This is a genomic window from Moorena sp. SIO3I8, assembly GCF_010692325.1.
Classification (GTDB): domain Bacteria; phylum Cyanobacteriota; class Cyanobacteriia; order Cyanobacteriales; family Coleofasciculaceae; genus Moorena.
Genome location: NZ_JAAHHW010000006.1, coordinates 71,669 through 86,269, shown reverse-complemented (window position 1 = coordinate 86,269; position 14,601 = coordinate 71,669). Strand labels below are relative to the sequence as shown.

Genomic DNA, 14,601 nt, shown 5'->3' with positions numbered 1-14,601 from the left:
TGTCACTAATAAGCTAGTAAGTGTTCGCTTCGCGGAGGCCGTAGGCCACGCTTTCGCCGTAGGCGACGCCCTCTAACAAATGGGGATCTCGAAGCGATCCCCTTAGCGTTGTGCTTTCAAGTCTTCGATGCATACTCAAAGTCATTTGTCAAAAAAAATTTAGATGGGTTTGCCCTGGGGGCTAAAGCCCTGCGTCTCCTTTGAACCAGGGACAAATGTCAAGGAATCTAAACATCACTATCTGGGCATGTTGAGAGTTTCTTGCCCAATCAAATTCTGAATATGCTAAAAAGATGGTTACTTAAGCTAGGTCAACCTTAATCGAGAGGATAGTTTTACACCGGTGGGAAATTTGAGTCAGCTGTTAGAACCAATTGCTAACCAATTTAGGATTTTAGGTATTCCTGAGCCAGTGGTGCATTGGGGACACCCATTGATGATGGGAATTGTGGTATTGATTATGGGTAGCTTTGTGGGAATAGCAGGATGGCGTGGCCGAGTAGTATCTGATCCTGAAATAGCACTACAGAGTCGCAGTGATCATCGAAAAATAGCACCCTGGATGTTCATTTTTATCGCAGGTGGCTACACGGGTGGGGTGTTGTCTCTAGTAATGCAGTATCAGCCAATTCTAGAAAGCCCACACTTTTGGACAGGATCTATCGTACTGATTTTGCTGGCTGCTAATGGGGTGATTGCCTTGACTGGCTTTGGCGGTAACAAACCATTGGTGCGTAGCGTTCATGCCTACTTAGGAAGTACGGCACTTTGCCTGCTCTTGCTTCATGTCGTTTTGGGCTTAAAGCTAGGTTTATCGATCTGATGAAGCCTGCCAGTGGTACAGTAATAAGTCTTGCTTATATTCTCGGCTTACTTTCTACAGGGATTCTCAACTTACCGACTGGTGAGATTCCCTGGCAAGAGTACAGAGCTTTGGTAACAGGATTGGTTGTCACAGGGATAGTGGCTGCGATCGCATTCCCCAGGTTCTGGCGCACAGGACCAAAACCAAGATTATGGGTAGCAGCAGGACTAATCTCGGCCTTGGCGGTGGTCTATTTTCAATTGCGGGTACCACAACCAGAACTGAATGACATTAGCGAATATGTCCCCTCAACCAATAGCATTGCTCCAGAGCAACTGTTTAAGGTTGAAGGCAAAGTGGAGAGTATGCCTCGCCTGACCCGAAATCAGCGTACACAATTTTGGTTACAAGCTACTCAGTTAACTGAAATTGAAAGTCGCGAAGATGGGGGAGCGATAAGTCAAGGAGTGACAGGCAAGTTGTATGTAACTGTGCCATTACTTCAAGGAACTGGTTTATACCCAGGTCAGATAATTAGCGTAACTGGGGTTTTATATAAACCCAAGCCAGTGACTAATCCCGGAGCCTTTGATTTTGGAGCCTATCTTGCTCGTCAAGGGGCTTTTGCTGGTTTGAGTGGGCGTCAAATAAACTTTGATGAGGAAACTATTGGCAAACCCTGGGGATGGTGGAGACTGCGACAACGTATTATCCGTTCCCAAGTTCGCTTTTTAGGCTCTCCCACAGGTCCCTTAGTCAGTTCAATGGTTTTAGGACGTCGTGCTGTTGATTTGCCCTACGATATCCGCGATCAATTTATTCAGGCTGGGTTAGCCTATACCTTAGCAGCATCTGGATTCCATGTATCTTTGCTGTTGGGTTTTGTCTTAGCCGTTACCAGGGGTTTAAGCAAAGGAAAGCAGTTCAGTATTAGCTTGAGTGTACTGTTAATTTACGTGGCATTAACTGGACTACAGCCATCGGTAATGCGGGCGGCTCTGATGGGGGTAGGTGCCCTAATTGCTTTAGTGACGGCACGGAAAGTGAAGCCTTTAGGGTCACTCTTGTTAGCAGCAACACTGTTACTCCTATTTAATCCTTTGTGGATCTGGGATTTGGGATTTCAGCTGAGCTTTCTGGCCACCCTAGGATTACTAATCACTGCACCAGAGATTATCCAACGTTTGGATTGGTTGCCACCTGCGATCGCATCCCTAGTTGCTGTGCCAATTGCAGCAGCAGTTTGGACTCTACCCCTGCAACTGTATGTTTTTCAAGTTGTTGCCAGCTACTCTATACCAGTTAGTGTTATTGCTACACCCCTAATTTCTATAATCACTTTGGGTGGAATTGTCAGCGCCTTGGCAGGACTAATTTGGCCAACAGCAGGAAGTGGACTGGCTTGGTTACTGTATTACCCAAGCCATGGACTGATGGGACTAGTGCAATTTTTCAATCAGTTGCCAGGAAGTTCTGTAGCGGTGGGCAAAATTTCCCTAGGGCAACTGTTATTCCTCTACGGGCTAATTGCTCTAGCTTGCTTGATTAAATGGTTACATCCTCGTTGGTGGCTGATTAGTCTAGTTGCTGTCACTGTGGTGGTGTTGCCCCAATGGCAACAAGCGTCAAAATTGTTTCAAGTTACAGTGCTAGCTACAGGAAATGACCAAATTTTAGTGATTCAAGACCAGGGACAAGTAACGTTGGTCAATAGTGGCAACCCTGATACAGTAAGGTTTACAGTGCTGCCTTTTCTGCAAAAGCAAGGTATCAATCATATTAATTGGGCGGTTGCTCTAGACAAGCAGCCCCAACTCAGAAGTGGTTGGGTTCAGGTTTTAGGTAGTTTACCGATCGAGACCTTCTACGATAATACTGATTTACAACGACCATTGTCTCAGGCTCAAAATTGGAACGATATTGTCACCCGTAACTCTATCGCTAGTGCAGTAGCCTCTAGGGAGGCGAACTACCAACCAATTCCAGTGGGTGAAATACTCTCTTTTGGCTCTACATCAATAGAATTAGTCAACACTGAACCACCAGTGTTGCTGATGCGCATCATTGACCAAAATTGGTTACTCCTAGGAGATCTCAAACCAGGCGTCCAAAAACAGTTAGCCAAAACCATCAGTTTCCCTGACCTACAAGTACTTTGGTGGTCGGGAAAAAGTCTGAGGCCAGAATTCCTCGATGCCCTGCAGCCAAAAATTGCGATCGCATCATCGAATGTAGTGGATTCCTACACGGCGAAGCTAATGCGCAATGCTAAGATGACCCTCTATTGGACAGGCCGTGATGGTGCTATCCAGTGGACACCGGATGGTGGTTTTAAGACTACTGTTGAAGATATTGAGATAGACATTGATGTTCCTTGATGGTGATTCCATCATTGACCACCCAGCAACAGGCGAGTTTTAAAAGGAAGGCTTGACAAATTCCAGGGTTTTGTGTTCAAATTTCAGATGAAGTCTGGGGTGCGGCTTGATTAGATCATGGAGGGGTGTCCGAGTGGTTTAAGGTGGCAGACTCGAAATCTGTTATGGTGTCAAAGCCATCGGGGGTTCGAATCCCCCCCTCTCCGTACAGGGATTTAACTGAATTTTTGGTCAATCTTACTCAGGGATGTGCTAGATACTGGTAGTAGGTAAGATCAGGTAACTGTCATCCCGTTAAATCCCATAGAAGAACTTGGGAAGATCGAAGAAGTTGGGAATATAGGCTTAGAATTAAATTATATTCATATATTGATTCATCTTTATCAGCTCGGGATTTAAGCGAAGTGACTTCTGCTGATTATTCTCCAAAATCAACATCAACCGTTGAACTCTCTCCAAGTTATACACTGCCTATAGTGTTGATTGTTGCTGCAGTGACAATAGTGCTCATACAACCCTGGGTAAGTTTAGCGATCGCATTGTTTGGGTTGTTCTTGTTGTTTCAGGCCGTAACCATACGCCTGCAATTTACTGAAACCGCCTTGGATATTTATCGCTCCGAGACCCTGATCCGGCGTTTTCCTTATCAGGAATGGCAAAATTGGGAAATCTTCTGGACATCAGTACCGATTTTGTTTTATTTCTCAGAAGTCAAAAGCATTCACTTTATACCAATTCTCTTTGACCCAAAGCTGCTACGAACTTGCCTAGAAGAACACTTCCCTAAAATCTAACTGACCGAAAACCATGAGGGCGCAAGCACCTAAATTCCATTTATGGGGTTAGCCCGAACAGGAATTTATTCCCTAACTGTTTGGGAACTGTTGCGTTATAATATCGACTATGATAGTAAGTAAAGTAATGTAAATAACCTAAGGAGGTGATTTTAATTGTTGGTTATGGAGTTCAAGGCTGTCCTAAAAGAGCCTCAAAAATTAGCAATAAATGAAGCGATCAGGACAGCTCGTTTTGTCCGAAACAAAGTGCTTCGATACTGGATGGACAATCGAGGTATCGGCAAGAAAGAACTCTATCGCTATAACACTCAGTTAAGAGATGAATTTAACTTTGTAAAAGAACTCAATAGTCATGCCTGTCAAGCTTCTGTAGAAAACGTAGAACGGGCAATTAAACGCTTTTATGACAACTGTAAGAAGAAGGTGCCAGGCAAAAAAGGTTATCCCAGATTCAAGAAGCATTGTCGCTCCGTTGAATATAAGCAATCCGGTTGGAAATTATCCCCTGATCAGAAGTCGATTGTATTTAGGGATAAAAAAGGGATAGGTAAGGTTAGACTCAAGGGTACCTGGGACTTGTGGCGATTCGACAATAAGCAAATTAAGCGGGTTCGGATCGTCCAAAGGGCTGATGGGTATTATGTTCAGTTTTGCCTTAAAGTAGACAACCACGATCAACTAGAAGCAACAGGAAATACTATTGGTTTAGATGTCGGGCTAAAAGACTTTTATACTGATTCCGAAGGGTTAGCTGAACCCAATCCTAGATTTTACAGAACGGGTGAAAAACTCTTAAAGTTCTATCAACGTCGAGTATCCCGAAAAAAGAAAGGCTCTGCCAACCGCAAAAAAGCCATTAATAAACTAGGTAGAACACACCTTAGAATAAGTAGGCAGCGTGAGGAACATGCAAAGAGACTTGCACGTTGCGTAGTCCAGTCTAACGACTTGGTGGCCTATGAAGATCTAAAAGTTAAAAACTTAGTAAAGAACCACTGTCTTTCCAAGTCTATTAATGATGCAGGTTGGTATCAATTCAGAAAATGGCTAGAGTATTTTGGCAATAAATTTGGCAGGATAACTGTCGCAGTAAATCCTGCCTATACTAGCCAAAACTGTTCTGATTGTGGCGAAGTGGTTCAAAAGTCGCTCTCAACTAGAACTCACGTCTGTAAGTGTGGTTGTCAGTTGGATCGAGACCACAATGCTGCAATCAATATCCTCAAAACAGCCTTGGGTACGGTGGGGCACACCGAAACCTTATTAAACGCTTATGGAGATTTGGCCTCTACTTTTCTTGGTTCCGACCTGGTTGAGCAAGTTGAATCTGTGAAGTAAGAATCCCCCGGTTTACAACCGTGGGGAGTGTCAATTACCTCAAAGTATAGAGTAGAGGTTAGGTAGTTAGTGAATAAGTTATTAAGAAATCAGTTTAAATGAATTCCGAAGACCCACAAAACCCAGAACAAGAGCAAGATAAAAACCAAGCAGTTAAGGGATTATATAATTCACAGGAGTCAAATTTGCCAAATCAGGATAGGGCTACTCCTAGGGATAACTCTCAAGCTCCCGACCTTCCTCCCATTTCTCTGACCCTATCAGACCATGACAAAGCTAAAGCCACACAGTCAAGTGATCCGCTGCAGGAGGAGAAAGTAAGTCAAATTCAACTAGGGCAGTCTTCAGATCAAGCAAAAAAAATGGCTAGCTTAGCTCAAACTGTGGCTGAACTTGAGCAAAAAGAACAGGAGTTGAGACAGAGAATTGCCCATCTGCAAAACCATGAACAGTCACTGGTTTCAAAGGAATTGGGAACCACCCAAGCAGTTGTGGAGCGGATGATACTTGAAGGTCTGACCGAACTGGAGCAACGCAAGCAAAAGTTGCAAATTTCTATTGAGCAATTAGAACGCCGCCGGGAACGCATTCGTGAAGAAATGCGCACCAGTTTTGCGGGTGTATCTCAAGAGCTAGCCATTCGGGTTCAAGGCTTTAAAGATTATTTGGTTGGCTCCTTACAAGACCTAGCTGCTGCTGCTGAACAACTGGAACTCTCCCAGCCGCCAACCGAAACACCACGGCCAGCATTAGAAGAACCCCCACCACCCCCCACCAGAGGCAACCCACAATTTGCCGAACAAGCCTTTAAAGACGAAGTCCGACAGATTCGTCAGCTGTTGGATCAATATCGCAAAATGCCAGATTATTATGGTCCTCCCTGGCAACTGCGTCGTACCTTTGAGCCAATTCACGCTGAAAAAGTGTCTCAGTGGTTTTTTTCCCAAGGTGGTCGTGGTGCGCTGCAAACTATGGGGAGCCGCTTACAAAATGTTTTAATTGCCTCAGCGGTTATATCCGTGTTGCGGACACTATATGACAATCGCCTACGTACTCTTGTCCTTGCCAACACCCCAGAACGACTGGGAGAATGGCGCAGAGGATTACAGGACTGCCTAGGAATCTCCCGCAGTGATTTTGGTCCAGAACGGGGAGTTGTTTTATTTGAAGATCCAATAGCCCTGGTTCAAAAAGCGGAACGACTGATCAAGCGGGATCAGTTAGCCTTAATCATTGTTGACGAAACCGAAGATAAAATCAGTCTCTCATTATTGCAATTTCCCCTATGGTTGGCTTTTGCACCTGATCCTCGGCAGATGTATACCTATGACGATTATCCTTAAGAGCAAGAATACTCCCGTTATACCGGTAGGGTTAGCGGGAGACGGGGCGTATAAAGTGCGGACGCAGGTTCCGCACACAGCCCCTCATGAATTGCTAGGTGCGCTTTCCGTTCGCCAAAGGCGAACGGAAAGCGCACCTCCCCTTGACATCTTACACGGAACGCTTTAAAATGTAAGCATGACTGAAAAAGCTTACCGTTACCGTTTTTACCCAACCCCTGAACAGGAGACTCTGTTAAGGAGAACTCTAGGCTGCGTAAGACTTGTATACAACAAAGCCTTGGACGCTAGAACAAAAGGATGGTACGAGCACCAAAAACGAGTCAGCTATAAAGAAACTTCCTCAATGTTGACAGGATGGAAGAAAGAGGATGATTTGTTCTTTTTAAATGAAGTTAGCTCTGTTCCACTTCAACAGGGATTAAGACATCTTCAAACTGCTTTTACGAACTTCTTTGCAGGTCGCATTAAATATCCAAACTTCAAGAAAAAGCGGAATGGTGGTAGTGCGGAATTCACAAAATCCGCATTTAAATGGAAAAATGGTCAGATATATCTAGCTAAATGTCAAGAACCTTTGCCTATTCGCTGGAGTCGTCAGCTACCTGCAAACTGCAATCCAAGTACCGTTACAGTTAGTTTAGATCCGTCCAATCGTTGGCATGTCTCGATCAGGTTCAATGACCCTAGAGACTTGAGTTTACCTACCACGGATAAACGAGTTGGTTTTGATCTAGGAATTACTAGCCTAATTACAACCAGTGACGGAGATAAGATTGCTAACCCAAAGCATTTTAAAAAGCTCAAGAAAAAACTGGCTAAATACCAAAAAGCTTTGTCGCGGAAACAGAAAGGATCTAACAATCGCTACAAAGCCAGATTGAAGGTAGCCAGGATACACGCAAAAATCAAGGACGCTAGAAGGGATTTTACCCACAAGCTAACTACTAAACTGGTCAAAGAAAACCAATTGATTGCGTTTGAGGACTTAGCTGTGAAAAATCTGGTCAAAAACCACAAATTAGCGCTGGTGATTAGTGATGCTAACTGGGCAGAAATAATCCGTCAAATCAAATACAAGTCAGAGTGGTACAACCGTGAAGCTGTATCAATTGACAGATGGTTTCCCAGTAGCAAGTTATGTTCTGTGTGCTTGAATCGCGTCGAATCTTTACCGTTAAATGTTCGAGAGTGGGATTGTCCATCTTGCAATACTCACCACGATCGCGATATCAACGCATCAATTAATATTTTGGCGGCAGGGCTTGCCGTGTCAGTCTGTGGAGCGACCGTAAGACCCGAGGAGAGTAAGTCTCGGAAGGCTGGTGCGAAAAACTCCAAAAAAAGGGAGAAGGAAGCAGAAACCTAAGTCGTGAGTCTTAGGAATCCCCCGCTATAATCGCCGGATTTAGCGGCGGGAGGATGTCAATGCCGGATCTTGTGAAAATTTTCAACATGACACCAATGGTACTTAACTTAACTTGGAGTGGGCTACTAGTCATCTCAGCCTATTTATTAGGTTCCCTGCCTACTGGTTACCTAGCAGGACGCTGGCTTAAAGATATTGATATTCGCGAGCATGGCTCTGGCTCCACCGGTGCCACCAATATATTGAGAACTGTGGGCAAAGGACCAGCAGTGGTGGTATTACTGATTGATGCCTTGAAAGGAGCAGCTGCTATTAGTCTAGTCAATGGCTTTTATACCCTGACACAAGTTTCCCTACTCCCTGAAACCTGGCAACCCTGGTTAGTTGCATTAGCTGCGTTTGCTGCTATCTTTGGTCATAGTAAATCCATTTGGCTAAACTTTACCGGAGGTAAATCCGTTGCCACCAGTATAGGTGTTATCCTTACCATGTCTTGGCCTGTAGGGTTAGGAACCCTAGGTGTATTTGCAGTAGTCTTGGCCATTTCTCGTATCGTCTCTCTCAGTTCCATTGCTGGTGCGATCGCTGTTTCCCTACTGATGTACCTTACCAAAGCTCCTCTTGCCTATGAGTTATTTGGTATTGCTGCTGGCATATATGTGATCATCCGTCACCGCAGTAACATCCAGCGTCTACTTACAGGTACCGAACCCCAAATCGGGAAACCCCTTTCTCCAGCAGTATCCTTAGAGACTGGAACAGACTAAGACTATAAAACACAAATCCCTGGTTATGGATTGCTTGAGTACAAATCTAATAAAGGAGCGGACTTACGCAATGGTTGTATGCTAGGGGTTTAATTGAGACAACAATTTTGGTAATAGATTCCAGCAATTCTCATTTTTAAACATTAGATTTTAAAAGCGATTAACCCAAAGTAGTAGCGCTAATGGCAATCGTTGACTTTGGTGATAAAGCATAGATGAGGGAAAACTTGACAAATGATGGACTGTATTAAACTGAGCAATATTCGCTGCTACGGCTACACTGGCTACCTACCGGAAGAACAGACCCTAGGACAGTGGTTTGAAGTAGACCTGACCATGTGGCTAGATCTAAGCCCTGCGGGAGAAAGTGATGACCTTAGGGATACCATGGATTATCGGCAAACTATTGATACTGTCAAGCATTTGGTTAAAACCTCAAAATGTGCCCTGATCGAAAAATTGGCAGTTCAAATTGCTAATGCGATTCTAGAATTCGATAAGGTGGAGCAAGTCCAGGTGCAGTTAAGCAAACCTGGTGCCCCGATTCCAGATTTTGGAGGTAATATCACCCTGGAAGTGACTAGAACCCGTCACAATAGGTAGGAGGAATAATTCAACATCGTGGGTTTTTAGGGGGATCATGACTTTTCGCATACTCAGCTTAGATGGCGGTGGTATTCGGGGCGTTATCGCAGCAGTAATCTTGGCAGAATTGGAGAAAGAGATTAACCAGCCCCTCAACAAGTATTTTGATTTAATTGCAGGTACCTCCACTGGTTCAATCTTGGCTGCCGGGATTGCCACTGGCATCCCCAGTCGGGAGATGATTAGACTTTATGAACAGAAAGGGGAAAGGATTTTCCGCTACACCAGCCGTTTTTCACTAAAGCGGCTTAAGGTGATCCTTCAGTATGGTCTTTCTGCTCCTAAACACTCCAATCAGGGGTTAATTGAGGTGATGAAAGAACAGTTTGGGACGACCAAACTGTCGGATATCTACGATTCACCTCGGCTGTTGATCACAGCCTACGACACCATTAGTCGCATGCCGATTGTCTTTAAAAGCTGGCGTGAAGACAAAGATTATTTTGATGTTCCCTTATGGGAAGCCTGTGTCTGTTCCGCATCTGCCCCCACCTATTTTCCAGCCCATCAGCTCAAGACTCAAAGCAAGACTTACTCGGCAATTGATGGTGGGGTTGGGGCGAATAATCCCTCAAGCTGTGCATTAGCTGAAGCGATCCGCTTAAATCATTCCCTTGAGGAAATTTCTATAATCTCCATTGGCACAGGAGCATCCAACCGCCCCATTCCTTGGGAAAAAGCTAGAGGCTGGGGATTGGGACAATGGGGATGGCAAGGACGATTGATTGAAGTGCTATTTGATGCTCCTTCTGACATTCACCGGTATATTACCAAAGAGTTGATGGGTAGCTTAGAATCCGAGGATGCAACAGTTTCTCGTTACCTGCGTCTACAACCGCAAATCACTAGTGACGCAATGGATGATGCGACTCGGAGCAATATTGCCAAGTTAAAGCGTGTTGCCAAGAATTACGCCTGGCAAAACCAAGGTTTGTTCCAAAACTTCCTGAAAATAAATTGATTAACCTTTGAGCTCTTGTTCGTCGGTTTAGTAATGATAATTCAAGGAACTTGGTTACTTGTTACTGGTTAATTAAATATGATTAGACGTGATTAACCCAACTTGCTCTGATATCCTGTACAGTAGCATCATTATTATACTTCATTAATCGGTAATTACGCGCTTAAGTTATCAATTGGGTACCGAATTCAGAAATGCTATAAAATTGGGCAATGACCATAAAAGCTCGTAAAAAATTTGCTCAACATTGGCTGCGTAGCGAGGAGGCACTCAACCAAATCGTGACAGCCGCTAATTTACAAAAAAGCGATCGCATTCTAGAAATTGGTCCGGGTACTGGCATTCTTACCCAGCGGTTACTGCCTTTTGTTCAGTCTGTAGTGGCGGTAGAAATTGATCGAGACTTGTGCCGATTATTAGTTAAAAAACTCGGTAAGATAGATAATTTTTTACTGCTCCAAGGGGACTTTCTGTCCCTAGACTTAGATACCTTGTTAGCTAACTTTTCCAATTTCCAACAACCCAATAAAGTTGTTGCCAATATCCCCTATAATATTACCGGTCCGATTCTGGAAAAGTTGCTAGGTACCATCACTCAGCCAGCTGTGCCAGGGTTTGATTTAATCGTGCTGCTAGTCCAAAAAGAAGTAGCTCAGCGGTTATATGCCAAACCCAGTTCTAGAGCATTCGGGGCATTATCAGTGCGGGTTCAGTATCTCGCCAAATGTGAATTGATTTGCGATGTACCTGCCTCGGCATTCTCTCCTCCCCCCAAGGTCGATTCCGCTGTCGTACGGTTACATCCGAGCCTAGCTGAACCACCAGCTTCTGACCCCAGATGCTTGGAGACACTATTGAAACTGGGCTTTGGCAGCAAACGAAAAATGTTGCGCAATAATTTAAAATCTGTAATCGAACGCGATCGCATCACCCAATTGCTGGAACAATTAGAAATAAGCCCTCAAGCCCGAGCCGAAGACCTTAGTGTTGCTCAATGGATAGCCCTAGCGAATCAGATCACCATAAAGAATGCATTCTTATTCCCTAAATGCCCCAGCTAAAATCAATCTGTATTTGGAAATCATCGGTGATGCGGGTGATGGTTATCACGAACTCGCAATGATTCTCCAAAGCATCGAATTAGCTGATCAAATCGACATCCGTGCCATTGGTACACAGGAGATTAAAGTCCACTGTCATCATCCCCAAGTGCCAACGGATGAAAGCAACCTCGCTTATAAAGCAGCTGCCTTGATGTGGGAGGAGTTTCCTGAGTACTTTGCTAACTTGGGCGGTGTAGAAATTACTATCCACAAGCGAATTCCTGTAGCCGCTGGACTAGCTGGTGGCTCGACGGATGCAGCGGCTGTGTTAGTAGGAATCGATATGTTGTGGCAATTGGGATTAACCCACCCGGAATTAGAACAATTGGCAGCACAGCTTGGATCTGATGTGCCGTTTTGCCTTGCTGGTGGAACCGCTCTAGCTCTGGGCAGAGGTGAGCGATTGTCTGCCCTACCGGGACTAGATTCTCTATATGTCGTGTTGGGTAAATACCGCAGTCTCATGGTTTCTACTGCTTGGGCTTATCAGACTTATCGAAATCAGTTTGGGGAAACCTATATCCGGGAGCCTGAGGACTTAGAATCCCGTGCTAATCGTTTTCATAGTGGTCCAATAGTTAAGGAAATCCTCAATAAGGATGGGGGACAGATTGGTAAACTATTGCGCAATGATTTAGAAAAAGTGGTGTTACCCAATCACCCCCAAGTCTTGCAACTACGGAAAGCCTTTGAGAATAGTGGTGCGATAGGAACCATGATGTCTGGTTCCGGTCCGACGGTATTTGCCCTGTGCAAGTCCCAGGAGCAAGCCCAGGAAATTCAACAAAAAGTAAGCATTGAGATTACTGACCCAGATTTGGAGTTTTGGGTAACCAAGTTATGGAGTCAGGGGATTCAGATCATTTGACACTCCCCATAGCTAGAAGCTAGGGGATTCTTGGTTCAACGAGCTGACTTGCTTTTCCAAGCCGGAGCCAGAAAAAGTAGAGGCCAATTCTCCCCAAGCGTTTGAAATAGTTCCGGTGTGCCCCACCGTACTCAAGGCTCTTTGAAGGATGTTTATGGCAGCATTGTGGTCTCTATCTAATCGACAACCACACTTACAAACGTGAGTTCTAGTTGATAATGATTTCTTGACTTCTTTGCCACAATTAGAGCAATTTTGGCTTGTATAAGCAGGATTGACTGCAACAGTTATTCTGCCAAACTTTTGTCCAAAATATTCCAGCCACCTCCGGAATTGATACCAACCTGCATCATTAATAGACTTGGCTAGACAGTGGTTTTTAACTAAGTTTCTAACCCTTAGATCTTGCCTTCGGCACGCTGCGCGAACGTAGGCGACCAGGTCGTTAGACCGGATTACGTAGCGCGCCGGAGACGAAACCTTAGATAGTGGAGCCTTTATGGGTGTTCGGCTTTGCATAAAAGGGTTAAATCTTTTGTAATAAGGCTCCACTATCTTACGGTAACTTCTAACCAGTCTCTTAGCGTGCTCATTGCGTTGCCTACTTATTCTAAGGTGTACCTTACCTAGTCTATTAATTGCCTTCTTTCGGTTAGCAGAGCCTTTCTTTTTTCGAGAAACTCGACGTTGGTAAAACCTTAGACGCTTTTCACTTTTTCTGTAGAATCTGGGATTAGGTTCAGAGCGTCCATTGGAGTCGGTATAAAACTCCTTTAACCCAACGTCTAAACCAACAGTAAAACCGGTGGCCTCTAGCTGTTCGTAATTATCTACTTTCACGCAAAACTGGACATAATACCCATCTGCTCTTTGGACAATCCGAACCCTCTTGATCAGTTTCTGGTCGAATCTCCATAAGTCCCAGCTACCCTTGAGCTTGACTTTTCCGATACCCTTCTTGTCGGTGAATCTTATGGACTTCTTATCTGGGGATAACTTCCATCCAGATTGCTTATACTCCACTGACCTAGAATGTTTCTTAAAGCGAGGATAACCCTTCTTCCCAGGGACTTTCTTCTTGCAGTTATCAAAGAAACGTTTGATAGCGCGTTCTACGTTCTCAACAGAGGCTTGACAAGCATGACTATTGAGGTCTTTAACAAACTTGAATTCATCTCTTAATTGAGTGTTATAGCGATAGAGTTCTTTCTTTCCTGTCCCAGAATTGTCCATCCAGTACCGAAGTACCTTGTTACGGACAAAGCGAGCAGTTCTAATGGCTTCATTTATTGCCAACTTTTGAGGCTCTTTGAGGACAGCTTTGAACTCCATAACCAACACTTAAAATCACCTCCTTGGTATTAATGCATTACTTGCTATTATAGTCGATCTTCTAGGACGAAAGTTACCGAGCAGTTAGGGAATAAATTCCTGTTCGAGCTAACCCCATAAATAGAATTTAGGGGCTTGCGCTCTCAGGGTTTTCGGTCACTTTCGACTCAGGACTAACCAGAGTTTGAATCATTTATTATGTTTAAAATAAGCCTCCATCACCTGGCGCACAATTGGTCCTGCCACTGAACCTCCACCGCCGCCGGAATGTTCCACAAAAGCAACAACCGCAATCTCGGGTTTATCATAGGGGGCAAAACCACCAAACCAAGCATGAGGTTTCCCAGGAGGAGCCTCTGCTGTTCCACTCTTACCAGCGGCAGGAGGCAACTCTGGCACCCTCAATGCCGCTCCTGTTCCCCCAGTCACCACAGCTCGCAATCCTCGGCGCAGGGTCTGAATCGTTGATGGCTTCATATTGATGGACACTCGCCCTTTAATAGCATCCTGATTGTTCTTGAGCAAGTGGGGTTTAACCCGATAGCCACCATTGGCAACTGCAGAAAACATCACCGAGGATTGTAAGGGTGTTCCTAGGGTAAACCCTTGACCAATAGACATATTTATGGTATCCCCAACGGTCCATCCCCAATTGTAGTTTTTCCGCTTCCAGGCATCATCCACTATCAAACCACTGGATTCGCCGGATAACTCAATACCAGTTTTTTCACCAAAGCCATATCTACGAGCCCATTCAATCAGGGTTTTCCCCCCAACCCCTCGACCGATTTGACCAAAGAAGGTGTTACTGCTCCAAGCCATAGCACCCACAAATCCCATTGGACCAAATCCGGCTCGGTTCCACTCCCCAAAGGCATCACACCGGTTTGGCGCG

Annotated in this window: 12 protein-coding genes, 1 tRNA gene and 1 pseudogene; 12 read left to right on the top strand and 2 right to left on the bottom strand. The window is 44.7% G+C overall.

Annotated features, from left to right (window positions below; all coding sequences use genetic code 11):
• Window positions 1–343 precede the first annotated feature (343 nt).
• The 12 genes from F6K51_RS04535 to ispE all read left to right on the top strand — a co-directional run bounded on the left by F6K51_RS04535 (window position 344) and on the right by ispE (window position 12,374).
• Window positions 344–823: a DUF4079 domain-containing protein gene (locus F6K51_RS04535; protein WP_293018370.1), complete on the top strand. Its 480-nt coding sequence runs from the start codon at window positions 344–346 to the stop codon at window positions 821–823.
• Window positions 823–3,183: a ComEC/Rec2 family competence protein gene (locus F6K51_RS04530; RefSeq protein ID WP_293018369.1), complete on the top strand. Its 2,361-nt coding sequence runs from the start codon at window positions 823–825 to the stop codon at window positions 3,181–3,183. Before F6K51_RS04535 ends, F6K51_RS04530 begins: the two co-directional genes overlap by 1 nt.
• 119 nt (window positions 3,184–3,302) lie before the next feature.
• Window positions 3,303–3,389, top strand: a tRNA-Ser gene (locus tag F6K51_RS04525).
• A gap of 198 nt (window positions 3,390–3,587) precedes the next feature.
• Window positions 3,588–3,977, top strand: coding sequence for a DUF3119 family protein (locus tag F6K51_RS04520; protein WP_293018368.1), 390 nt, complete (start codon window positions 3,588–3,590; stop codon window positions 3,975–3,977).
• A gap of 156 nt (window positions 3,978–4,133) precedes the next feature.
• Window positions 4,134–5,318, top strand: a complete 1,185-nt coding sequence (locus tag F6K51_RS04515; RefSeq protein WP_293018367.1) for a transposase — start codon at window positions 4,134–4,136, stop codon at window positions 5,316–5,318.
• A 98-nt stretch (window positions 5,319–5,416) separates the two neighbouring features.
• On the top strand, window positions 5,417–6,661 hold the full coding sequence (locus F6K51_RS04510) for a DUF3086 domain-containing protein (RefSeq protein ID WP_293018366.1): 1,245 nt from the start codon (window positions 5,417–5,419) through the stop codon (window positions 6,659–6,661).
• A 178-nt stretch (window positions 6,662–6,839) separates the two neighbouring features.
• Entirely contained in the window at window positions 6,840–8,030 is a 1,191-nt protein-coding gene (locus F6K51_RS04505) for an RNA-guided endonuclease TnpB family protein (RefSeq protein ID WP_293018365.1), read from the top strand.
• A 95-nt stretch (window positions 8,031–8,125) separates the two neighbouring features.
• Complete coding sequence (gene plsY, locus F6K51_RS04500; RefSeq protein ID WP_293018505.1) at window positions 8,126–8,797, top strand: glycerol-3-phosphate 1-O-acyltransferase PlsY; 672 nt, start codon at window positions 8,126–8,128, stop codon at window positions 8,795–8,797.
• A 237-nt stretch (window positions 8,798–9,034) separates the two neighbouring features.
• Window positions 9,035–9,400: a dihydroneopterin aldolase gene (gene folB, locus F6K51_RS04495; RefSeq protein ID WP_293018504.1), complete on the top strand. Its 366-nt coding sequence runs from the start codon at window positions 9,035–9,037 to the stop codon at window positions 9,398–9,400.
• A 37-nt stretch (window positions 9,401–9,437) separates the two neighbouring features.
• Window positions 9,438–10,403 (top strand): CBASS cGAMP-activated phospholipase, encoded by a 966-nt coding sequence (locus F6K51_RS04490; RefSeq protein WP_293018364.1) that lies wholly within the window; start codon window positions 9,438–9,440, stop codon window positions 10,401–10,403.
• A gap of 212 nt (window positions 10,404–10,615) precedes the next feature.
• Window positions 10,616–11,464 (top strand): 16S rRNA (adenine(1518)-N(6)/adenine(1519)-N(6))-dimethyltransferase RsmA, encoded by an 849-nt coding sequence (gene rsmA / locus F6K51_RS04485; protein ID WP_293018363.1) that lies wholly within the window; start codon window positions 10,616–10,618, stop codon window positions 11,462–11,464.
• Window positions 11,433–12,374, top strand: coding sequence for a 4-(cytidine 5'-diphospho)-2-C-methyl-D-erythritol kinase (ispE, locus tag F6K51_RS04480; protein WP_293018362.1), 942 nt, complete (start codon window positions 11,433–11,435; stop codon window positions 12,372–12,374). The genes rsmA and ispE overlap by 32 nt, the downstream gene beginning before the upstream one ends.
• A 12-nt stretch (window positions 12,375–12,386) precedes the next feature.
• Here ispE and F6K51_RS04475 read toward each other — a convergent pair whose 3' ends face one another.
• Complete coding sequence (locus F6K51_RS04475) at window positions 12,387–13,715, bottom strand: transposase (protein ID WP_293018361.1); 1,329 nt, start codon at window positions 13,713–13,715, stop codon at window positions 12,387–12,389.
• A gap of 180 nt (window positions 13,716–13,895) precedes the next feature.
• Window positions 13,896–14,570: pseudogene (locus F6K51_RS04470) on the bottom strand (penicillin-binding transpeptidase domain-containing protein); the annotation flags it as partial.
• Window positions 14,571–14,601: the final 31 nt, after the last annotated feature.

Bases quoted from the DNA above. Each gene is read 5' to 3' on its own strand.
- F6K51_RS04530 (WP_293018369.1), top strand. From the start codon at position 823: ATGAAGCCTGCCAGTGGTACAGTAATAAGTCTTGCTTATATTCTCGGC.
- F6K51_RS04510 (WP_293018366.1), top strand. From the start codon at position 5,417: ATGAATTCCGAAGACCCACAAAACCCAGAACAAGAGCAAGATAAAAAC.
- F6K51_RS04505 (WP_293018365.1), top strand. From the start codon at position 6,840: ATGACTGAAAAAGCTTACCGTTACCGTTTTTACCCAACCCCTGAACAG.
- plsY (WP_293018505.1), top strand. From the start codon at position 8,126: ATGGTACTTAACTTAACTTGGAGTGGGCTACTAGTCATCTCAGCCTAT.
- folB (WP_293018504.1), top strand. From the start codon at position 9,035: ATGGACTGTATTAAACTGAGCAATATTCGCTGCTACGGCTACACTGGC.
- F6K51_RS04490 (WP_293018364.1), top strand. From the start codon at position 9,438: ATGACTTTTCGCATACTCAGCTTAGATGGCGGTGGTATTCGGGGCGTT.
- rsmA (WP_293018363.1), top strand. From the start codon at position 10,616: ATGACCATAAAAGCTCGTAAAAAATTTGCTCAACATTGGCTGCGTAGC.
- ispE (WP_293018362.1), top strand. From the start codon at position 11,433: ATGCATTCTTATTCCCTAAATGCCCCAGCTAAAATCAATCTGTATTTG.